Source organism: Geomonas diazotrophica, from assembly GCF_019063885.1.
Taxonomy (GTDB): Bacteria; Desulfobacterota; Desulfuromonadia; order Geobacterales; family Geobacteraceae; genus Geomonas; species Geomonas diazotrophica.
Window position 1 is genome coordinate 298,884 of sequence record NZ_CP077684.1, and the last position, 22,718, is coordinate 321,601.

The 22,718-nt window shown below is 64.8% G+C and carries 16 protein-coding genes; 15 read left to right on the forward strand and 1 reads right to left on the reverse strand.

The genetic code is table 11. From position 1 onward, the window contains the following. Positions 1-4: 4 nt before the first annotated feature. The 15 genes from ftsL to KP003_RS01355 all read left to right on the forward strand — a co-directional run bounded on the left by ftsL (position 5) and on the right by KP003_RS01355 (position 19,532). On the forward strand, positions 5-340 hold the full coding sequence (ftsL, locus tag KP003_RS01285; protein ID WP_216499109.1) for a cell division protein FtsL: 336 nt from the start codon (positions 5-7) through the stop codon (positions 338-340). After that, positions 337-2,301 carry a penicillin-binding protein gene (locus tag KP003_RS01290; RefSeq protein WP_216499108.1) on the forward strand — a complete coding sequence of 655 codons (1,965 nt, stop codon included), beginning with the start codon at positions 337-339 and terminating at the stop codon, positions 2,299-2,301. The genes ftsL and KP003_RS01290 overlap by 4 nt, the downstream gene beginning before the upstream one ends. Before the next feature lie 13 nt (positions 2,302-2,314). Further along, on the forward strand, positions 2,315-3,829 hold the full coding sequence (locus KP003_RS01295) for a UDP-N-acetylmuramoyl-L-alanyl-D-glutamate--2,6-diaminopimelate ligase (protein ID WP_216499107.1): 1,515 nt from the start codon (positions 2,315-2,317) through the stop codon (positions 3,827-3,829). A gap of 118 nt (positions 3,830-3,947) precedes the next feature. After that, on the forward strand, positions 3,948-5,357 hold the full coding sequence (locus KP003_RS01300) for a UDP-N-acetylmuramoyl-tripeptide--D-alanyl-D-alanine ligase (protein WP_216499106.1): 1,410 nt from the start codon (positions 3,948-3,950) through the stop codon (positions 5,355-5,357). Beyond that, positions 5,357-6,433: a phospho-N-acetylmuramoyl-pentapeptide-transferase gene (mraY, locus tag KP003_RS01305; protein WP_216499105.1), complete on the forward strand. Its 1,077-nt coding sequence runs from the start codon at positions 5,357-5,359 to the stop codon at positions 6,431-6,433. Before KP003_RS01300 ends, mraY begins: the two co-directional genes overlap by 1 nt. 168 nt (positions 6,434-6,601) lie before the next feature. Next, a complete protein-coding gene (gene murD / locus KP003_RS01310; protein ID WP_216499104.1) occupies positions 6,602-7,963 on the forward strand; it encodes a UDP-N-acetylmuramoyl-L-alanine--D-glutamate ligase in 1,362 nt (453 codons plus the stop codon). 20 nt (positions 7,964-7,983) lie between these two features. After that, positions 7,984-9,063, forward strand: coding sequence for a putative lipid II flippase FtsW (gene ftsW, locus KP003_RS01315; protein ID WP_216499217.1), 1,080 nt, complete (start codon positions 7,984-7,986; stop codon positions 9,061-9,063). Beyond that, on the forward strand, positions 9,060-10,142 hold the full coding sequence (gene murG, locus KP003_RS01320) for an undecaprenyldiphospho-muramoylpentapeptide beta-N-acetylglucosaminyltransferase (RefSeq protein ID WP_216499103.1): 1,083 nt from the start codon (positions 9,060-9,062) through the stop codon (positions 10,140-10,142). The genes ftsW and murG overlap by 4 nt, the downstream gene beginning before the upstream one ends. 116 nt (positions 10,143-10,258) lie before the next feature. After that, positions 10,259-11,644, forward strand: a complete 1,386-nt coding sequence (gene murC / locus KP003_RS01325; protein WP_216499102.1) for a UDP-N-acetylmuramate--L-alanine ligase — start codon at positions 10,259-10,261, stop codon at positions 11,642-11,644. Then, a complete protein-coding gene (murB, locus tag KP003_RS01330; protein ID WP_216499101.1) occupies positions 11,641-12,546 on the forward strand; it encodes a UDP-N-acetylmuramate dehydrogenase in 906 nt (301 codons plus the stop codon). The genes murC and murB overlap by 4 nt, the downstream gene beginning before the upstream one ends. Before the next feature lie 109 nt (positions 12,547-12,655). Next, positions 12,656-13,573, forward strand: a complete 918-nt coding sequence (locus KP003_RS01335; protein WP_216499100.1) for a D-alanine--D-alanine ligase — start codon at positions 12,656-12,658, stop codon at positions 13,571-13,573. Positions 13,574-13,769: 196 nt separating this feature from the next. Beyond that, entirely contained in the window at positions 13,770-14,594 is an 825-nt protein-coding gene (locus KP003_RS01340) for a cell division protein FtsQ/DivIB (protein ID WP_216499099.1), read from the forward strand. A gap of 15 nt (positions 14,595-14,609) precedes the next feature. After that, positions 14,610-15,848 (forward strand): cell division protein FtsA, encoded by a 1,239-nt coding sequence (gene ftsA / locus KP003_RS01345; RefSeq protein ID WP_216499098.1) that lies wholly within the window; start codon positions 14,610-14,612, stop codon positions 15,846-15,848. Between the two features lie 111 nt (positions 15,849-15,959). Next, on the forward strand, positions 15,960-17,114 hold the full coding sequence (gene ftsZ / locus KP003_RS01350) for a cell division protein FtsZ (RefSeq protein WP_216499097.1): 1,155 nt from the start codon (positions 15,960-15,962) through the stop codon (positions 17,112-17,114). Positions 17,115-17,372: 258 nt separating this feature from the next. Then, positions 17,373-19,532, forward strand: coding sequence for a sensor histidine kinase (locus KP003_RS01355; RefSeq protein WP_216499096.1), 2,160 nt, complete (start codon positions 17,373-17,375; stop codon positions 19,530-19,532). Here the strand turns inward: KP003_RS01355 and KP003_RS01360 are convergent. After that, a complete protein-coding gene (locus KP003_RS01360) occupies positions 19,498-22,710 on the reverse strand; it encodes a DNA polymerase III subunit alpha (RefSeq protein ID WP_216499095.1) in 3,213 nt (1,070 codons plus the stop codon). The genes KP003_RS01355 and KP003_RS01360 overlap by 35 nt on opposite strands. Between the last annotated feature and the right edge of the window lie 8 nt (positions 22,711-22,718).

Sequence of the window (22,718 nt, forward strand, 5' to 3'; positions counted from 1 at the left end):
CACTATGGCACAGAGCAAAGTTGCCTACGGCAAGGTCGCCGCACCGGCACGCCCGGGCGCGGTAGTAAGGGAAAACTGGATCAGCTTCCGTTATCTGACGGGGGTCATGGTCATGCTCACGCTGGTCTCCATCTTCCACGTCTGGTCCCGGGTCGAGGTGATCGACATGAACCTGAGGATAGGCGAGGCGAGCCGGCAGTTCAGGGAGCAGCAGCAGGAGAACAAGCGCCTCAAGGTTGAGGTGGCGTCGCTCAAGGCGCCGGCCCGCATCGAGGCGCTGGCCAAGGGTGAGCTCGGCATGGCGCTCCCCACCGACCAGCAGGTGGTCCTGGTCAAGTGATAGACAAGTGGGAGAAATGGGCCAGGGTCCGCATGCGCTTCGTGGCTCTGCTCTTCGTCGGATTCTTCATAGCGGCAACCGGACGCGCCTTCTACCTGCAGGTGCTTGACAACGACAAGCTGGTGAAGATCGCCGAGAAGCAGCACCAGAAGAGCATCCTGCTGACGCCCAGCCGCGGCGGGATCTACGACCGCAACAACGCGCCCTTCGCCGTCTCCATCGAGATGGACTCCTGCTACGCGGAGACCCGGAACATGGAGAACATCCCCGAGGCCGCGGCGCAGCTCGCCCCGGCGCTTGGGTACTCCAAGGATGAGCTCGAGGCGAAGCTGAAGGGGGCGAAGAACTTCGTCTGGCTGGCCCGCAGGATGCCCCCCGAGCAGGCGAAAAGGGTGAAGGCGCTCGACCTGGAAGGGGTCGGCTTCGTCAAGGAGAGCCGCCGCTTCTACCCGAACTCCCAGGTCGCCGCCCACGTGATCGGCTTCACCGGGGTCGACCCGAGCGGACTGGAAGGGGTCGAGAAGAAGTACGACAACATCATCCTCGGCAACACCGGCTACCTGGTGACCGAGCGCGACGCCCTGGGGCGCGACATCGCCCTCAAGAAGGGGAGCGAGGGGAAGGCGGGTTCCAAGGGGAGTAATGTCGTCCTCACCCTGGACAAGAACATCCAGTACATAGCGGAGAAGGAGCTCACCAAGACCATCGAGAAAAACGGTGCCAAGGCGGGGATCGCCATCGTGATGGAGCCCGACACCGGGCGGGTGCTGGCCATGGCCAACTACCCCTCCTTCAACCCGAACAACATCAAGGAGCTCGCCCCCGGGGCGATCAGGAACCGCGCCATAGCCGACAGCTTCGAGCCCGGCTCCACCTTCAAGATCTTCCTGGTGGCGGCGGCGCTGGAGGCGGGGGTGATCCGCCCGGGCGACAGCTTCAACTGCGAGAACGGCTCCTGCAACATGTACGGCAGGACCATCCACGACACGCACAAGTACGGTGCGTTGACCGTGCCGCAGATCCTCAAGTACTCGAGCAACATCGGCGCCGCCAAGATCGGCCAGAGGCTCGGGTCGCAGCGCCTGTTCACGGCGCTCACCGGTTTCGGGTTCGGAGAGAAGAGCAGCATCGACCTCCCCGGCGAGGTCTCCGGGATGCTCCGCCCGCAGGAGAAGTGGTACGGCATCGACCTGGCCACCATCTCCTTCGGCCAAGGGGTGACCGCCACCGCACTGCAGCTTACCGCCGCGGTGTCCGCCGTCGCCAACGGCGGCAACCTGATGAAGCCGTACCTGGTGGACCGGATCGTGGACGACGAGGGGGTCGTGCTGCAGCAGTTCGGGCCGCAGCTGAAGAGAAGGGTGGTCTCCCCGGAGACGGCCAGGACCGTGGCCCGCATGCTGGAGGGGGTCGTGGCCGATGGCGGGACCGGGACCGGGGCCGCGGTTGACGGCTACCGGGTCGCCGGCAAGACCGGCACCGCCCAGAAGGTCGAGGGGCGCAGCTACTCGGCCAGCAAGCGCATCGGTTCCTTCATCGGGTTCGTGCCGGTCGAGAAGCCGCGGCTGGCCATCATGGTGATGGTGGACGAGCCGACCGCCAACGTGTACGGGGGGGTCGTCGCCGCCCCCGCGTTCAGCGCCATAGCGCAGCAGTCCCTCTGCTACCTGAACGTCCCGCCTGACAAGAGCATCAAGAAGAAGCCGGCGCCGGCACCCGAGAAGGTCACCCCGCAGGCGGAGCAGGCGGTGGTCGAGGGGGGGACGGTCGAAGGGGCGGACGCCGGGACCATGCCCAACTTCCGCGGCATGAGCATGAGGCAGGTGCTGAGGGTCATGGAGCAGCGCGGCCTCAACGTCAAGCTGCAGGGGAGCGGGAGGGCGGTGGAACAGAACCCGCCGCCGGGAGCGCGCATCACCACGCAGGACCAGGTCTGGGTACGCTTCGTGCCGACGGCCTGACCATGGGGGAAGTATGAAACTGAAACAACTTCTGGCATGTGTTCCGGGCGCCAAGGTGACCGGGGACGACGCCATCGAGATAGGGTCGCTCTGCTACGACTCGCGGCAGGTGACGCCCGGTGCCGTCTTCTTCGCCCTGCGCGGCGTGAAGAGCGACGGGACAGAATACGTGGCATCCGCTGTAAAGGGGGGGGCGGTCGCAATTGTTGCGGACCGCCCCTGCGCCGTTGCCGGGGTCGCCTGCGTCGAGGTCCCCGACGCCCGCCGCGCCATGAGCCTCATGGCCGCCGTGTTCTACGGCACCCCCACCGGGGAGATCCCGCTGGTGGGCATCACCGGCACCAACGGCAAGACCACCACCACCTACCTGGTCGAGGGGATCATGGCGCAGGCCGGCATCCCGGCAGCGGTTTTGGGCACCATCAGCTACCGCTTCGGCGGCACCAGCATCCCGGCCCCGAACACCACCCCCGAATCGGTCGACCTGCAGCGGATCCTGAGGGAGCTCGTGGACCAGGGGGCGAAGGGCGCGGTGATGGAAGTCTCCTCGCACTCCCTGGAGCAGCGCCGCGCCGACGGCTGCATCTTCGACGTGGCCATCTTCACCAACCTGACCCGCGACCACCTCGACTACCACCTCGACATGGAGTCCTACTACCAGAGCAAGCTGAGGCTCTTCACCGACCTTCTGACCCCGAGCGCGCACAAGCCGCTTCGGCGCGCGGTGGTGAACCTGGACGACCCCTACGGGGCGAGGATCGCGGCCGATTCCGCAGCGCCGGTCTTGACCTACGCCGTGAACGCACCGGCCGACCTGAGCGTCGCCGAGGTGAACTTCTCGGTGCACGGAATCCGCTGCCGCCTCAACTCGCCGGTGGGGGAGATCAACATCAACTCCGACCTCCTGGGTCGCTTCAACCTGTACAACATGATGGGTGCCGTGGGTGCCGGGCTCGCCCTGGGGATCCCCAAGGAGGCGATCGAGGCCGGGATCGAGGGGCACAAGAAGGTTCCGGGGCGCCTGGAGCGGGTCCAAAACGACCAGGGGATCATCGTGCTGGTCGACTACGCCCACACCGGCGACGCGCTGGAGAACGTCCTCTCCACCATAGCCGAGCTGAAAACCGACCGGATCATCACCATCTTCGGCTGCGGCGGCGACCGCGACAAGGGGAAGCGCCCGGTGATGGGGGAGATCGCGGCCCGCTACAGCGACCTCGCCATCGTCACCTCGGACAACCCGCGCACCGAGGATCCGCAGGCGATCCTCGAAGACGTCCGGGCCGGCATCCCGACGGGCTTGAAGGAGTACAGCCTGGAGGAACTGGAAGGGGGGGTGCGCGAGAAGGGGTTCGCCACCATCGAGTCCCGGCGCACCGCGGTGCGCACCGCCATCCTGGCCGCCCGGCCCGGCGACATAGTGCTTTTGGCCGGGAAGGGGCACGAGGATTACCAGATCGTGGGCACCGAGAAGTTCCACTTCGACGACCGTGAAGAGGCGGCCGCGGCCCTGAAACTCAGGGCGTAAAAAAAGGTTCCCTTTTCCCTTATTTTGCGGCACATTACTGGTTTTGCGTCGTGCCTTGGAAAAACGGAAAACGAAGGGCGTCGAGACGCCCGGCAGCATAAAGGAAACAGGGATTTAGATGGCGATGTTCACGCTGAAAGAAATAGCCGAGGCAACCGGCGGCAGGATGATCGGGGAGGCGCAGACCGTGGTGTCGGGCGTGTCCACCGACTCGCGCCAGGTCGCCCCGGGAGAGCTGTTCGTGCCGCTCGTGGGAGAGCGCTTCGACGGCCACGACTTCATCACCACGGCCGCGGGACGCGGGGTCACCGCGTTTCTCATGGCCGAGAGCTGGCTCGCCGGACACGCCCTGCCGGCGGGTGCCTGCGCGGTAGCGGTCCCGGACACCCTGCGTGCCCTGGGGGATCTGGCCGCCTGGCACCGCCGCCGCTTCGACCTCAAGGTGGTCGCGGTGACCGGCAGCAACGGCAAGACCACCACCAAGGAGATGCTGGCCGGCATCCTGTCCCAGACCGGCCCCGGCCTGAAGACCGAGGGGAACCTGAACAACCTGATCGGCCTGCCGCTCACCCTGTTCAGGCTCACCGGCCGCGAGCGCTGGGCGGTGGTGGAGATCGGCATGAGCGAGTTCGGCGAGATCGATCGCCTGGCCGAGATTGCCGAGCCGCAGGTGGGGATCATCACCAATGCCTTCCCGGCGCACCTGGAGACCCTGGGGAGCGTGGAAGGGGTGGCGCGCGCAAAGGGGGAGCTCTTCCTGCGCCTGAAGGAAGGCGCGGTCGCGGTCTACAACGTGGACGACCCCCTCGTCTCCGCCTGTCCGACCCACTTGAACGTGACCCGGCTCACCTTCGGCCTTCGCGGCGCGGAGGTCTCCTCCGCATCCATCAGGGGGCTTGGGAAGCTGGGGGAGAGCTTTACCTTGAGGCTACCCGACGGCGAGGAGCAGGTCACCCTCAGGGCCTTCGGCCGGCACAACATCTACAACGCCCTGGCCGCGGCGGCCGCGGCGCACGCCTTGGGCGTGCCGGGAGCGGTGATCCGCCAAGGGCTCGAGGAGTTCACCCCTTACGACAAGCGCTTCCAGCTCGAGGAGGTCGCCGGCATCACCCTGATCGACGACAGCTACAACGCCAACCCCGCCTCCATGGCGGCGGCCCTCACCACGCTGCACGAGGTGGCGGACGGGGCGCGCAGCGCGGCGGTCCTTGGCGACATGCTGGAGCTGGGGCTCGGTACCGAGGAGGCGCACCGGGAGCTCGGCCGCAAGGCCGCCGGCACCGTGGAGCGCCTGTACCTTTTGGGCGAACTGGCCGCGGAGGTCGAGAAAGGGGCGCTCGAAGCGGGGCTTCCCGCCGAGCGTATCGTGCGCGCGACGAGCCACGAGGCGCTGGCCGGCGGGCTCATCGCCTGGCTTCAGCCCGGCGACTGCGTCCTCTTCAAGGGGTCGCGCGGCATGAAGATGGAAAAGGTGGCGACGGCGGTAAAAGAGGCGCTGGCACCCACGAAACAAGGGGGGCATGACTGATGCTGTACCATCTTTTGTATCCGCTCGCCTCGGACTACAAGCTTTTCAACGTCTTCAAATACCTGACCTTCCGCACCATCTACGCCATGATCACGGCGCTGGTGCTCTCCTTCATCGTGGGGCCCTGGGTGGTCAGGAAGCTCGAAGGGTTGCAGGCGCGCCAGGTGATCCGCACCGACGGTCCCGAGTCGCACCTGAAGAAGCAGGGGACCCCCACCATGGGCGGGGTGCTGATCCTGGTCTGCATCATCGTGCCGACCCTCCTCTGGGCCGACCTGAAGAACGTCTTCATCTGGCTCACCCTGCTCATCATCGCAGGCTACGGGGTGCTGGGCTTCGTGGACGACTACAAGAAGGTGGTGGAAAAGAACCCCAAGGGGCTCTCGCCGCGCCAGAAGATGTTCTGGCAGGTGATTCTGGCCGGCGGCGTCGGCATCTTCCTCTACTACCTCCCCGGCTTCTCCACCGAGCTCTACTTCCCGTTCTTCAAGAGGCTGCACCCGGAGCTGGGTATCCTCTTCATCCCGTTCGTGACCCTGGTCATCGTGGGCGCGAGCAACGCGGTGAACCTGACCGACGGCCTGGACGGGCTGGCGATCGGGCCGGTGGCCATCAACGCGGCCACCTACATGCTTTTCTGCTACATCGCCGGTAACGCGAGACTCTCCGGCTACCTGCAGATCCCGTACGTCCCGGGCGCCGGCGAGCTCGCCGTCCTGTGCGGGGCCATGGTCGGCGCGGGACTTGGCTTTCTCTGGTACAACAGCTACCCGGCCGAGGTCTTCATGGGGGACGTCGGCTCCCTGTCGCTGGGGGGAGGGTTGGGCACCCTGGCCGTGCTCACCAAGCAGGAGATCCTGCTGGTCATCGTCGGCGGCGTCTTCGTCGTGGAGGCGCTCTCGGTCATTTTCCAGGTGGGCTCCTACAAGTACCGCGGCAAGCGGATCTTCCGCATGGCGCCCATTCACCATCATTTCGAGCTGAAGGGGGTGGCCGAACCGAAGATCATCGTCCGGTTCTGGATCATCACCATCATCCTTGCGCTCGTCGCCATCTCGACGCTGAAGATGCGCTAGCCGCGTCTCCGCGTGAGGATGTGCCAACTCCCCGCCTCCCCTTTGCGCGGTTTCGTCGGGGGATGGGAAGCGAGGCCGTTCCCGGCCACAAAGTACTGCACGTGATCCCGCGTCCCCCCCTTTGCGAGGGGGCAGGGGGATTTAGGTTTTCTTGGAGAAGAAGGGCATATGGAATTAAAGGACAAGAAAATACTGGTGGTGGGGCTTGCGAAGACCGGCGTGGCCGTGACCCGCTTCCTGGCCGAGCGCGGCGCGCTCGTCACCGTCACCGACATGCGTGACGAGGAGGCCCTCAAGGACGTCCTCGCGGAACTCTCAGACCTCGACCTCTGCCTGGAGCTCGGGCGCCACGTCCCCTACAGCTTCCTGATGGCCGACCTGATCGTGGTATCCCCCGGCGTCCCGATGGACATCAAGCCGCTGGAGATGGCGCGCGCCCAGAAGCGCCGCGTGGTCTCCGAGGTGGAGCTCGCCTCCTGGTTCATCGAGGCCCCCATGGTCGCCATCACCGGCACCAACGGCAAGACCACCACGACCACCCTGACCGGCGAGATCTTCAAGGGGTGCGGCTTCGACACCTTCGTCGGCGGGAACATCGGCAACCCCCTCATCGAGCTCGCCATGAGCGGCGAGCGGGTGGAGCGGGTCGTGGTCGAGCTCTCCTCCTTCCAGCTGGAGGGGATCGAGAGCTTCCGTCCCCACGTCGCGGTGCTTTTGAACCTGACCGAAGACCACCTGGACCGCTACCACAGCTTCCAGGAGTACATCGACGCCAAGCTGCGCATCTTCGAGAACCAGGGGGCGGAAGACTTCGCGGTCCTGAACATCGACGACCCGCTGGTGGCCGCCTGCGCCACCAGGCTGAAGGCGCGCCTCTTCCCCATGAGCCGTTTCCACGAGCTCAAGGAGGGGATCAGCTACCGCGACGGCTTCATCACCTTCGCCCACGACGGCAAGGTGCTCCGCTTCGGCACCGACGGTTTCAAGCTCAAAGGGGTGCACAACCTGGACAACATCATGGCCAGCATGGCATCCACCCTGCTCATGCGCTGCGACGGCGACTGCGCCTACGCCTCGGTCAAGGAGTTCAAGGGGCTGCCGCACCGCATGGAGTTCGTCGAGGAGGTGAACGGGGTCGCCTATTACGAGGACAGCAAGGGGACCAACGTGGGGAGCGTGGTCAAGTCCTTGGAGAGCTTCGACTCCGGCATCACCCTGATCGCGGGGGGGAAGGACAAGGGTGGCTCCTACGAGCCGCTGGTCCAGCTCGTTTCCGACCGGGTGAGCCACCTGGTCCTGATCGGCGAGGCGCGGGAGCGCATGCACCAGGCGCTGGGCGATCTCACCGACACCCGTTTCGCCGACACGCTGGAGGAGGCGGTCGACATCGCCCGCAGGGTGACCCAGCCCGGCGGCGTGGTCCTCTTCTCGCCGGCCTGCTCCAGCTTCGACATGTTCAAGAATTACGAGGAGCGCGCCGAGCGCTTCAAGGCGGCGGTACGCGCGGCCAAGGAGGCTGAAGGAAAGTGAGGCGACTGGAGGGGTACGACATGATCGTGCTTATGATGGCGGTGATCCTCACCTGTTTCGGTGTGGTCATGGTCTACTCCGCGTCCTCCGTGATGGCCGCCAAGAAGTTTCACGACGGCTTCTTCTTCCTGAAAAGGCAGTCCCTCTACGCGTTGATCGGCTTCATCGGCATGGGGGTCGCCATGCACGTCGACTACCACGTCTGGAAGAAGTGGGCGGTGCCGCTCTTTCTGGGGACCTTCTTCCTGCTGTTGCTGGTGTTCGTGCCCGGCATCGGGGGGACCGCCAAGGGGGCATCGCGCTGGATCCGCCTTCCCGGCTTCAACTTCCAGCCCTCCGAGCTCGCCAAGGTGGCGCTCATCATGTACATGGCCTACTCCCTGGAGAAGCGGCAGGAGAAGCTCAAGCAGTTCATGTCCGGCTTCTTCCCGTACATGCTGATCCTCGGGGTCTTCATCGCGGTGCTCCTGGCGCAGCACGACATGGGGGCGGCGCTCACCATGCTGGTGGTGGCGATCGTCATGCTCTTTGCCGCCGGTACCAAGGTGCAGTACATCCTGGGGATGGGGCTCGTCGCCCTGCCCGGCATCTGCTACTTGGTCTTCACCAAGGCCTACCGCATGCGGCGCATCACGGCGTTTTTGGACCCCTGGCAGGATCCAACCGACGCGGGGTTCCAGATCATCCAGTCCTGGCTGGCTCTCGGGACCGGCGGTTTCTTCGGGCAGGGGCTCGGGGAGGGGAAACAGAAACTCTTCTACCTCCCGGAAGCGCATACCGACTTCATCCTCTCCGTGCTCGGCGAGGAGATGGGGTTCATCGGGGTGATCGTGATCGCCTCGATGTTCCTGTTACTGGTGCAAAGGAGCATCCGGGTCGCCATCTCCGCCGAGGACAGCTTCGGACGCTTCCTGGCCTTCGGCATCGCCTCGCTGATCGGCCTGGAAGCCTTCATCAACATGTCCGTGGTCACGGGACTGCTCCCCACCAAGGGGATCGCGCTCCCGTTTTTGAGCTACGGCGGCAGCTCGCTGATCATCTCGCTCTGCGCGGTGGGTGTGCTTCTCAACGTCTCGACCAGGATGAGGGGGACGCCATGAGGCTTATCATTGCGGGGGGGGGGACCGGGGGGCATCTCTTCCCGGGGATAGCGGTGGCCGACGAGTTCCTGGGACGCGGATCGGAAAACGAGGTGCTTTTCGTCGGCACCGAGCGCGGCATCGAGGCGCGCCTTCTGCCCAAGCTCGGCTACCGGCTGGAGCTGATCTCCGCCAGCGGCATGAAGGGGATGGGGAGCGTCAAGAAGCTCCTGAGCGCCGGGCGCCTTTTGTACGGCTACTCGCAGTCGAGGAAGATCCTGAAGAGCTTCAAGCCCGACATGGTGCTGGGGGTGGGGGGATACGCCTCGGCGCCGATGCTGCTGGCCGCGCGCGGCATGGGGGTCCGGACCTTCATCCACGAGCAGAACGCCGCCCCCGGCCTCACCAACAAGGTGCTGAGCCGCGTGGTCGACGGGATCTTCATCTCCATGGAGGAGGCGGCGGGCTTCTTCCCCGGGAAGGTCACCCAGATGACCGGGAACCCGATCCGCAAGGAGATCCTCTGGGGATTCCAGGAGCAGCGCGCCAGGTTGACCGGCGATACCTTCAACCTGCTGGTCTTCGGCGGCAGCGCCGGTGCGCAGCGGATCAACAGCGCGCTATTGGAGGCGCTGCCCCACCTGGAGCAGGTGAAGCACAAGCTGCGCATCACGCACCAGACCGGTGAGAAGGACGTGGCGCGGGTGCGCGAGGGGTACCAGGCCCAGGGAGTCCAGGCGCAGGTGCTCTCCTTCATAGACAACATGTCCGCGGCGTACGGGGCGGCCGACCTGGTGATCTGCCGGGCCGGGGCCACCACCATCGCCGAAGTGACCGCCTGCGGCAAGGGGTGCATCTTCATCCCGTATCCCTTTGCCGCCGACGACCACCAGAGGAAGAACGCCGAGTCGCTGGTGAAGCGAGACGCCGGGCGGATGATTCTCGAAGAGGATCTGACCGGCGAGCACCTGGCCGCCGAGATCCTGAACCTGATGGAGCACCCCGAGCAGGTGGCCGAGCTGGAGAAGAACGCCAGGTCCCTGGCCCAGCTGGACGCAGCCCAGGCCATCGTCGCGGCCATGGTTTTGAAGACAGATTAAGACTGAGACTAAGACTAAGGAACGAAGAGAGATAGCAGCTCGGTGGGCAGGGAGAAAAAGGAAAGGTTGTTCTCAATCTTAATCTTGATCTCAGTCTGCGACCGAAGGGAGCAAGCGTGTACGGAAAGATAGAGAGGATACATTTCGTCGGCATCGGCGGCATCGGCATGAGCGGGATCGCGGAGGTGCTCTTGAACCTCGGGTACAAGGTCTCCGGCTCCGACCTGAAGAGCTCGGACACCACCCAGCGCCTGGAAAGCCTGGGGGGCGAGATCTTCATCGGTCACGCCGCCGAGAACGTGGCCCAGGCCGACGTGGTGGTCATCTCCAGCGCCGTGCACGAAGACAACCCCGAGGTGGTCGAGGCGCACCTGAAGCTGATCCCGGTGATCCCGCGCGCCGAGATGCTGGCCGAGCTGATGCGCATGAAGTACGGCGTCGCGGTGGCCGGCACCCACGGCAAGACCACTACCACCTCGATGGTGGCGACCCTCCTGGCCAAGGGGGGGATCGACCCGACCATGGTGATCGGCGGCAGGCTGAACTCGCTGGGGACCAACGCGCGCCTGGGGCAGGGACAATTCCTTGTGGCCGAGGCAGACGAGTCCGACGGCTCCTTCCTGCTCCTCTCCCCGACCATCGCCGTGGTGACCAACATCGACGCCGACCACCTCGACTTCTACAGCGGCATCGAGGAGATCAAGGACACCTTCGTCGAGTTCATCAACAAGGTTCCCTTCTACGGCCTGGCCGTGCTCTGCCTGGATAACGGCAACATCGCCGACATCCTGCCGCGGGTGAAGAAGCGCTTCACGAGCTACGGCCTGTCGGCCCAGGCGGACTTCCGCGCCACCGACGTGCGCCTCTCCGGCTTCTCCACAAGCTTCGTCGCCCACCACAAGGGGGTGAAGCTCGGCGAGATCACCTTCTCCATGCCTGGCGCGCACAACGTGCTGAACGCCCTGGCCTCCATCGCGGTCGCCATGGAGCTGGACATCCCCTTCGAGACGATCCAGGAAGGGTTCAAGGCCTTCGGCGGCGTCGGGCGCCGCTTCTCCCTGAAGGGGGAGGTGAACGGCGTCATGGTGGTCGACGACTACGGCCACCACCCGACCGAGATCAAGGCGACCCTCGCCGCGGCCAAGTCCGGCTTCGCGGAGAACCGCCTCGTGGTCGTGTTCCAGCCGCACCGCTATTCGCGCACCAAGGAGCTCTTCGAGGACTTCGTCAAGGCGTTCCACGACGCCGACGTCCTGATCCTCACCGACATCTACGCGGCCGGGGAGACCCCCATCGAGGGGATCACCGCCGAGTCGCTGGCGGCCCGGGTCAGACGGCACGGCCAGAAGGACGTGACCTGGATCCCTGAACGCGACAAGCTCTGCGAGCATCTTGACCGCGTGCTGGTGCCGGGTGACATCCTGCTCACCCTGGGTGCCGGCAACGTCTGGCAGGTGGGGGAGAGCATGCTGGAGCGCATGAAGGCGGCGGGGGAAAAGTGACCTGGTCCCGGGCCGATCTCGAGCGGGTCGCCCAAGGGGTACGGGGAACCGTGCTGTGGGACGAACCGATGGCCCGGCACACCTCGCTCAGGGTGGGCGGCCCGGCGGACCTCTACCTGGAACCGGCGGACCTCGCCGACCTGGAGAGGGGCATGGAGCTGCTCCGGTCGGCAAACGTCCCCTGCCTCGTGGTGGGATCCGGCTACAACCTGCTGGTGCGCGACGGCGGCATCAGGGGGTGCGTGGTTTCCCTGAAGCGCTTCGACTCACTGGAGCCGCTTCCCGGCGCGAGGCTCGAGGTGGGTGCCGGGGTGACCAACCAGGTTCTCACCCGCTTCGCGGCGGAACAGTGCCTGGGGGGGATCGAATTCCTCAGCGGCATCCCGGGGAGCTTCGGCGGCGCGCTGACCATGAACGCCGGCGCCCACGGCGGCGAGACCATGCAGCGGGTCGAGCTTTTGACCACGCTGCGGGAGACCGGGGTGCTGGTCCGGAAGCGGAGCGAGCTGGAGTACGGCTACCGTTTCCTGAAGCTTGCGCCTGGCGAGATCATACTGGGGGCGCGGCTGAGACTCGAACCGGTCGAGCGTCGCCTCATTGAGGAGAACATCCGGGAGTACATCGGGAAGCGCGGCGGCCAGCGGGTCGGTTTCCCCAACGCGGGTTCCTTCTTCAAGAACCCCGCCGGAGAGAGCGCCTGGCGGCTGATAGACCAGGCCGGGCTGCGCGGCGCCACGGTGGGTGGAGCGCAGGTTTCCGAGGTGCACACGAACTTCCTGGTGAACACGGGGGGCGCGCAGGCCGCGGACTTCCTGGCTCTCGCGGAGCTGGTCAAGGTCAGGGTGAAGGAGGCCGCCGGGATCGGGCTCGAGGAAGAAGTAAGGATCGTCGGCGAAGCATAAATCGAAGCAGCCCTTCCCCGGGGTGCACAACCCTCGCCCCGACCCTCTCCCCGGGGGAGAGGGGGGAAGCGAGAGCTGAAAGCAGTATAAGGACAAAGGAACCTTCGAGATGACCGTAGCGGAGCTGAAAAACAAGAAGATCGCCGTGCTGATGGGGGGACTTTCCGCCGAGCGCGAGGTGTCCCTTAACAGCGGCAAGGCCGTGCTCGCCTCCCTGCAGCGCCAGGGGTACGACGCGGTGGGGATCGACGTCGGGCGCGACCTGGCCCAGCGGCTGGCCGAAGAGAAGGTGGAGCTCGCCTTCATCGCCCTGCACGGCCGCTTCGGCGAAGACGGTTCCGTCCAGGGGCTCCTGGAGCTGATGGCGATCCCCTATACCGGGTCCGGCGTTCTCGCCTCGGCCCTCGCCATCGACAAGATCGCCGCCAAGGTGATGTTCGCCGCCGCCGGGCTGACGCTCGCCCCCTACCAGGTGCTGCGCCGCGGCGAGGAGTTGAAGCTTGAGAACCCCCTCCCGGTGGTGGTGAAGCCCTCCAAGGAAGGCTCCTCGGTGGGGGTCAGTATCGTGAAAGAGCCGGGGCAGATGGAAAAGGCGCTCGAGGAAGCCTTCCGTTACGACTCGGAGATCCTCGTCGAAGCGTTCATCAGCGGCAAGGAAGTGCAGGTAGGCATCCTGGACGGGCGTGCGATGGGCGCCATCGAGATCGTGCCGAAAAACGAGTTCTACGACTACGAGGCGAAGTACACCGACGGAGGTGCCGAGCACATCCTCCCCGCCCGTCTTCCGGAGCAGGTGTACCGGGCGGTCTTGAAGGAAGGGGAGAAGGCGCATGCCGCCCTGGGTTGCGACTGTTACAGCCGCGTCGACTTCCTGGTGAACGAGGCGGGCGAGTGTTACCTCCTCGAGGTGAACACCCTGCCGGGGATGACGGACCTGAGCCTGCTCCCTGAGATCGCCCGCGGTTCGGACATCGATTTTGATCAACTGGTGGTGCGCATCCTGCTGGCCGCATCGCTGAAGATCTGAAAAACAGATAAGGTAAAGCAGATAAAGATTAAGATAAAGATAAAGATAAAGTAAGGATCAACGACCTCAGTCTTAATCTTAATCTTAATCTTAGTCTTAATCTTAGTCTCAGTATTAACCTGTCTCAGTATTAACCTGGTTCACCGATGTTATTTGTTGCACTGTGCATTGAAATTCAATCTAGACGGTAACTGCCATGCGCGATCTACACGCCAAAAAACAGAGGGTGCCCCATAACAGGGTCAAGAAACCACCCAAGGAGCGGAAGCCGATCAACTGGGGCCCCATCCTCAAGTGGCTCTCCCGGGGGATAGGCGCCTCGGCCATCTGCGCCGTCGCCGGCTTCGGCGGCTGGAAGGCGTACGGGCTCGTCACGCGCACCACGCTGCTCCGTCTGGAAACCATCGAGGTGTCACAGCTTAAGAGGGTCTCCCGGGACGAGATCATCACCCGGGCGGGGGTCAGGCCCGGCGACTCCATGCTGGGGCTGGACCTGAAGACCATCATGGCCCGCCTCTCCAAGGATCCCTGGCTGGAGCAGGTCCAGGTGCGCCGCTACTTCCCGCACACGCTTTCCATCTCCGCCTCCGAACGGACCCCGCAGGCCGTGGCCAACGTAGGCTGCCTCTACTACCTGGACGAGAAGGGCGTGCTGTTCAAGTCCCTCTCCGAAGGGGACCGGCTCGACTTCCCGCTCATCACCGGCATCACCGAGGAGGAACTGACCCAGGACCCGAAGGGATGCCAGGAGGCGCTGAAGAGTGCGCTGCAACTGATCGGAACCCTCAGGTCGGGAAGCGTGTTCAGTCTGGCGGATATCTCGGAGATTCATTACAGCAAGGGGTACGGCTTCACCCTGTTCACCATGCAGGGGGGCGTTCCGGTCAAGCTGGGCAACGGCGATTTCAGCCAGAAGCTCGCGCGCCTGTCCAACATCTACCGTGACCTTAAACCTCAGATGCACGCGTTGGATTACATAGACCTCGATTACATCGACAAAATCATAGTGAAAAAAGTGTAGGAAAAGGGGGGGAGCATGTCCGCAACCAGAAGGGATAACCTGATCGTCGGCCTTGATATAGGCACAACCAAGATCTGCGCCATCGTCGGCAACGTCACCGAGGACGGAATCGACATCGTCGGCATCGGCACCAGCCCGTCCAAGGGGCTCAGAAAGGGTGTCGTGATCAACATCGAGAGCACCGTCTCCGCGATCAAGAAGGCGATCGAGGAGGCCGAGCTGATGGCCGGCTGCGAGATCAAGTCCGTCTACGCCGGCATCGCCGGCGGGCACATCAAGGGGTTCAACTCCCAGGGTGTCATCGCCATCAAGAACCGCGAGGTGTCCCCCGAGGACGTGAAGCGGGTGATCGAGGCCGCCAAGGCCATCGCCATCCCGATGGACCGGGAAGTGATCCACATCCTCCCCCAGGAATTCATCATCGACGACCAGGACGGCATCCGCGAGCCGCTGGGGATGAGCGGCGTCAGGCTGGAAGCCAAGGTGCACATCGTCACCGGCGCCGTGGCCAGCGCCCAGAACATCGTCAAGTCCTGCAACCGCGCAGGGCTCGAGGTCGCCGACATCGTCCTCGAACAGCTCTCCTCCTCCGAGGCGGTCCTCTCCGCCGACGAAAAGGAACTGGGCGTGGCCCTCGTCGACATCGGCGGCGGGACCACCGACATCGCCATCTTCGTGGACGGCGCCATCAAGCACACCTCCGTGCTCTCCCTCGGTGGCAACCACCTGACCAACGACATCGCCGTCGGCCTCAGGACCCCGATGGCCGAGGCGGAGCGCATCAAGCAGAAGTACGGCTGCTGCCTCTCCTCCCTGGTGGGCAAGGACGAGACCATCGAGGTCCCGAGCGTCGGCGGAAGGAAGCCGCGCATCCTCTCCCGCCAGCTGCTGTGCGAGATCCTCGAGCCGCGCGTCGAGGAGATCTTCACCCTGGTGAACCGCGAGATCGTGAAGAGCGGCCTCGAGGACATGATCGCCTCGGGCGTCGTGATCACCGGCGGTTCCACCATCCTGGAAGGGATGCCGGAATTGGCCGAGCAGATCTTCAACCTCCCGGTGCGCCGCGGCCTGCCGCAGCGGATCGGCGGCCTCACCGACGTCGTCAATTCGCCGGTTTACGCGACCGGCGTGGGGCTTGTGGTCTACGGTTCCAAGAACGTCGGCGCGCACGAGTTCCCGACCCAGCAAAGTGACGAGACCGTGTTCCGTCGGGTGAGCCGCAGGATGAAGGATTGGTTCGGCGAGTTCTTCTAAAAAAACACAACATATAGTGTTTTTGGGCTTCCATTATCACAGTAAACGTAGTATAAAACCGGCTAATAATTTTTCCGCCGCCGGGGGGCGCGATAATAAGGGGGGTAGTTCATGTTTCATTTCGATGAAAGCATCGACCAGAGTGCGAAGATAAAGGTGATAGGCGTTGGTGGTTCCGGTGGGAACGCAGTCAACACCATGATGTCCGTGGGCATCACCGGGGTCGATTTCATCGTTGCCAATACCGATGCGCAGGCGCTCAGGATGTCCAAGGCGCCCGTCAAGATACAGATCGGAACCCAGCTCACCAAGGGTCTCGGCGCAGGCGCGAACCCCAACGTCGGCCGTGACGCAGCCCTCGAAGACAAGGACAAGGTCACCGAGGCGCTGAAGGGCGCCGACATGATCTTCGTCGCAGCTGGCATGGGCGGCGGCACCGGAACCGGCGCAGCCCCGATCATCGCCGAGATCGCCCGCGAACAGGGTGCCCTCACCGTGGGCGTGGTCACCAAGCCCTTCACCCGCGAAGGGCGTCAGCGCCTGGCCAAGGGCGAGGACGGGATCAAGGAACTCAAGAAGCACGTCGACTCCCTCATCGTGATCCCCAACGACAGGCTGCTCGGCCTGGCCGGCAAGTCCATGTCCATCCTGGACGCCTTCAAGCCTTCCGACGACGTGCTGCGCCAGGCGGTGCAGGGGATCTCCGACCTGATCACCCAGTCCGGCCTGATCAACGTCGACTTCGCCGACGTGAAATCGATCATGAGCGAGCGCGGCATGGCCATGATGGGCATCGGCCTGGGCAACGGCGAGAACCGCGCCGTCGACGCGGCGCTGAAGGCCATCTCCAGCCCGCTCCTCGAAGACATCGACATCTCCGGCGCCAAGGGCGTCCTGGTCAACATCTCCGGCTCCTCCTCCATGACCATGGACGAGTTCGACGCGGCCAGCAAGGTGATCCACGAGAAGGTCCACGAGGACGCCAACATCATCGTCGGTCTGGTCATCGACGAGAACCTGGGTGAGACCATCAAGGTGACCGCCATCGCCACCGGCTTCGGCGACCGCTTCGACCTCGAGAAAGGGCGTCACGAGATTAAGAACGTGAGCAGCCTCGTCAAGCCGCAGCCCGAGGTGAACCGCGAGATCCCGACCTACATCCGCGCCAAGCAGGAGCGCGAAGTCTCCCGGCAGCAGCGCAGCTTCCTGATGGATGACGAGGATCAGTACGATATCCCGACCTTCCTGAGGAAGTCGGTCGACTAGCACCGACCGCACACAAGGCACGACAAGGCCCGGCCCCGCAAGGGAGCCGGGCCTTTTTTGTGTCGTTTTTCCCCCTCCCGTGGCGGGGTTGCGCGCCCAAGCGCTTCGTCCCGCGAAGGGGGAGGGGGAAAAGTTGTCCTTATCCGCCGCGACAAGCCCGAATTCCTCAAGCAACCGCTGATTTCTCCGATAGGTGCATAATGGCCTCTTAAAATCCAGGCCGAGCCTGCGCCGCGCCCGCAGCCGGAGTTACGTACGATGGAAGAACAGCCGCTCTACAACAGCAAGATCGTCAGTATCTTCGTGAGCCTGCTGCGGAAGAAGTACCCGCATGTGGATGTCGGGGAGTTGCTGCAGTACGCGGAGATCAGCCCCTACGAAGTGAGCGACGAGGGGCACTGGCTCACCCAGCGCCAGGTGGACCGCTTCCACGCCCGGATGACCCAGATGGTGGGTAGTGACATCTCCAGGGAAGGGGGGCGCTACGCCGCCTCTGAGGCCGCCCACGGGATGATGATGAAGTACACCTTCGGGCTGATCGGTCCGGCCAACACGCTCCTTGCCATAGGGAAGTGTTCCGGCCACTTCAGCCGGTCCGCGGCCTACACGGCGACCAAACTGGCCGACAACAAGGTGGAGATCACCGCCGTGCCGCACCAGGGGGTGGAGGAGCAGCCCTACCAGTGCGAGAACCGCATCGGTCTCTTCGAGGCGGTGGTGATGCTCTTCAACTACCAGCCCCCGGAGATCGAGCACACCGAGTGCATCTTCCAGGGGGGCGAGTGCTGCCGTTACGTCATCTCCTGGAGGAAGACGCTGTACGCCTCCGTTCGCAGCGCCAGGAACCGGTTTATCCCCATCGCCGTCGTCGCCTACGCGCTGCTGCAGCACTTCTGGCAGGTCGGGCACCTGGTGGAAGTGGTTACCGCCCTTGCCTTCTTCGCCCTGGGGACTTCCTACCTGGCCCAGCGGCTGGAGACGCGGGAGATCGACACCGCCCTCTCCCAGGTGAAGGAATCGACCGAGCAGGTGCTCGCGCAGATGGGCGTCAACTACAACAACGCCCGCATGGTCAACGAGGTCGGTCAGGCGCTCAGCAAGCAGAGCGGGATCGACGAGGTGCTGGAAAGCGTCATCAGGGTGATCGAGAAGCGGCTCGGCTACGACCGGGCCGTCATCATGCTCGCCGATGCCAGGAAATCGAGGCTAACCTTCCGTACCGGCTACGGTTATACCGACGCCCAACGCGACGCACTCCTCAACGCCTCCTTCGACCTCACCTCCCCCGACGCCCAGGGGGTCTTCGTAACCTGTTTCCGTGACAACCAGATCAGGTTCGTGAGCGACTTCGCCGAGGTCGCGCACCTGCATACGCCGCGCAGCCTCGTCTTTTCCCAGGAACTGGAGGCGCGTTCCTTCATCTGTTGTCCCATCGCCTGCGACGGCGAGGTGCTGGGGATCCTGGCGGTGGACAACAAGCAATCGCAGCGCCCGCTGATGCAGAGCGACCTGAGCCTTTTGGCCGGCATCGCCCCCGTCATCGGCATGAGCCTGCGTAACGCCATCTACCTGGAGCGGGAGCGGCGCATGTCGGAGCAGATCCGGCAGTCGCAGAAGATGGAATCGGTCGGGGTCCTGGCGGGTGGGATCGCCCACGACTTCAACAACCTTCTCACCGGCATGATGGGGTTCGTCGCACTGGCCCAGATGAAGCTGAAAAGGGACGATCCCGCCCAGGAATACCTGGAACAGGTGCTGAGTGCCGCGGAGCGGGCCGCGGAGCTGACGCAGGGGCTGCTGGCGTTCAGCAGGAAACAGGTCAACCATCCCGAACCGGTCAACCTGAACCAGGTGGTCGGCAACCTGCGCAGGCTCCTGAGCCGGCTGGTGACGTCCAAGATCACGCTGCGCATCGAGCTTTCGCCCGAGAAGCTGGCGGTCGTTGCGGACTCCGGCCAGATCGACCAGGTGATCACCAACCTGGTCAACAACGCCCGCGACGCCATGCCGGACGGGGGCACGCTCACCATCGGCACCAGCTTGATGGAGATGAACGAGGAGTGGATCGATCTGCGAGGGTACGGGAGGCCGGGGCGCTACGCCGTGGTCTCGGTCACGGACACCGGCACCGGCATCGACGAGGCGACCAAGGCGCACGTCCTGGACCCGTTCTTCACCACCAAGGAGGTCGGCAAGGGGAGCGGCCTGGGGCTCGCCATCGTCTACGGCATCGTCAAGCAGCACGAGGGGTACGTGGAGATCGACAGCACCCCCGGCATAGGCACAACCTTGAACGTGTACCTCCCGCTGCTCACCGGGGCGGCCGCGGCGGGCGTTCCCGAACTGCGGGACCCCGATGCGTCGGCGCAAAGCGGCGGCTCCTTCAGCAGTCCAGGAAGCCGACCCATTTCACCCTGAGGGTCGCTACGCCGAACTCCTCCTCGACCACACCCTTCAAGAGGTAGGGGCGGCGCTGCGAGAGCTTGCGGCAAAAGCGCGCATAGACGTCCGGGAAAAAGGTGGCGTCGAAGATCGCCGTCACGTCCTCGAAGGAGACGAACTCCATGGGGCGGCCGCGCTTGTCCTCCACCGTCTTGGTCGTGATCCACCATCCCACCATGGTCACCCACTTCCCCGCATGCCCGATCAGCTCCGATGCCTTGATGGGGCGGTGCCGCTGCCACTGCGCCTTGTACAGTGTGAGCGGGTGCCGCGAGGCAAGGAAACCGAGCGCCTCCACCTCCTGCCTCAGCACCGTGGCCGCGTCGTAGGGGGGCGGCGCGGGGAGCTCGGTTTTCTGCTCGAAGAGGAGCGCCGTCGCCTGCTGCTGGAACTGGAGCAGCTCCCACAAAAGCGCCGGCCGCCTCTGTTCCCCCTCCAGCACGTCGAAGCACCCCGCCTTCACCAGGCGCTCCGCGTCCGCACGCTGCACGGCTGCCCGGCGCAGGAAATCACGGAACGAGGAGAACGCCCCCCGCTCGCGGCGCTCCTTGAGGAGCCGCTGCGCCCCCTCCCGGGTCAGCCCGTCGATCTGCATCAGACCGATCCTGAGGGATTTGTCGAAGCCGGTGTAGTGGTAGTCGCTCCCGTTGATGTCCGGCGGCAGGATGGTGAGCCCCAGCCTGCGCCCCTCCGAGATGTAGGCGAAAGGGGAGTAGTAGCCACCCTGGTTGGATATCACCGCGGCGATGAACTGCGCGGGATGGTTCGCCTTCATGTAGGCGGCCTTCGCGCTCAACAGGGCGTAGCTCGCCGAGTGCGGCTTGCAGAACGAGTAACCGGCGAAGGAGAGGATCTGCTCCCAGATCGCGTCCAGCACCGGTTCCGCGACGCCCCGCTCCCTCCCCCCCGCGATGAACTTGGCCCGGAAGTCCGCGAGCCTCTTCTCCCGGTGCTTCTTGGTGATCACCTTCCTGAGCTGGTCCCCTTCGCTTGCCGAGAAACCGGCCAGTTCCATTGCGATCTGGGTGATCTGCTCCTGGTAGATGGCGATCCCGAGCGTCTCCCCGAGGACCGGTTCCAGCAGCGGGTGCAGGTGGGTCCATTTCTTCCCCTGCATCCGGGCGACGTATTCCTGGATGAAGCAGTTGGCGGCGGGGCGGATGATCGAGGAGGCCTGTACCAGCACCTCGAAGATGTCGCTGTCGAAGGTCTCCGGCGGCGCCGTGGAACTCCAGATCTTTCGTAAAAGCAGGCGCACCGAGGGGGACTCCAGGTAGAAGCAGCCGATGGTGAGGCCGCGGCGCATGAGGCTCTGCGTCCGTGGGTCCTCGAGCGGGCGCCAGGACGCGTAGTCGATCTCGATCCCGGTCTGTTCCTGCACCGCCGCCAGCGCGTCCCGGATAACGGCGAGCGAGCGGTTCCCCAGGATGTCGATCTTCACCAGCCCCGCGTCCTCGGCCTGGTCCTTCTCCCACTGGATCAGGGGGAGCCCCTTGTGCGATATCTCCACCGGGACGTACCTGCGGATCTCGTCCGGGACGATGACGAGCCCCCCGCAATGCAGCGAGAGGTGCCGCAGCTGCCCGTTGAGGTGGCGCGCCGTGGCGAGGATCTCCTGCCAGTCCTCGGAAAGCGCCTCCCCCTGGAACAGCGGGTGCCCTGCCATCGCCGCGGCGCTTTGTTCCGCGCGCCAGAAACCCGAGATCCGCTCCGTCATCTCCTTGATCTCGAAGTCCGGCAGGCCGTACACCTTGGCCACCTCGCGCAGCGCCGATCTCCCCTTGAAGCCCACCTGGTTCGCCACCATCGCCGCGCGTCTCGCGCCGTAGCGGGCGAAGGCGAAGTCGAGGATGGCGTCGCGTTCGTCCCAGGGAAAGTCCACGTCGATGTCGGGCGGGTCGCTGCGCCCCTCGTTCAGGAAGCGTTCGAAGAAGAGGTTGTGGCGGATGGGATCGACGTGGGTGATGCCGAGGCAGTAGGCGACCAGTGACGCCGCCGCGCTCCCCCTGCCGCAGGTGCGCTGGGACTGCCTGGTGATCTCTTCCACCACCAGGAAGTAGTGGGCGAACCCCTTGTCGCGTATGATGGCGAGTTCCTTCTCCAGGCGTGCCGCCACCCTGTCGTCGACGGCGCCGTAGCGCCAGAGCGCGCCGGAGAGGGCGCGCGCTTTCAAGGTTTCGAAGGCGTCGTCGTTGCCGAGTTCGCGGAAGGCGGGGAAGATGGTGCGGGAGAAGTCCCATTCCCGGCGGCACGACTGGGCGATGCGCAGCGTGTTTTCCAGCGCCTCCGGGCAATGCGGGAAGAAGTCAGCCATCTGTGCCGGAGAGTACAGCGCATCCGACTCCGAAGCCGTCTGTTCCGGCGCCAACCTGGACAGTTTCGCGTTGAGGTGAATGGCCCGCAGTACCCGGTGCAGGTGGAAGTCGGTCACCTCCCCGCGGTCCCTTGATGGGTACGTGTTCCGCAAGGTGCCTGTCCCCTTACCCCCTCCCCCCGTTCCTCCTGTCTCCCTAATCCCTGTTGCCTTACCCCCTGTTGCCTTAACCCCTTCCCCCTTAACCAAGAGATTGGATTCGTCCCCATCCCCCCTCTCCCTCCGGGAGAGGGTCGGGGTGAGGGCGTCGGCAGCATGGGACTCCGGTGCGAAGCGCGAAGCGCGAAGGACAGCCCTTGCCGTTGCCACCGGCGGCAGCCGCAGTTCCCGCGACATTGCCAGTGCCCGGTGCATGTCGTGGCCCGGTGAGAGCTCTACGAAAAGTCCCTCCGCCGAGGTTCGCTTCAGCGCGCAGAGCAGGCGCCGGTCGTCGCTCAGCACGATCACCCCGTGCCGGTAGCGGGTAAGCGCGTGACAGAGATCGAACGACTTGTCGCAGTGGAGATCCGAGAGCAGCCGCGAGATGTTGGCGTAACCCTCCTGGTCGACCGCCAGCAGCACCGCGCGGTTTTGCTGCGTCACCGCCTCCGTGCCGATGATGGGGGAGATGCCCGCCTCCCGTGCCGCGTCCAGAAAGCGCGGTACCCCGTAGAGCCCGTTTCGGTCGGTGATCGCCAGGGTATCGAAGCCCAGCCGCACCGCCTCGGCGCAGAGCGCCTCCGGCGAGTGCACCCCCCAGTTGGGGGAGAGGGACGAATGTACGTGGAGATGGATAAACATCGGGAAAC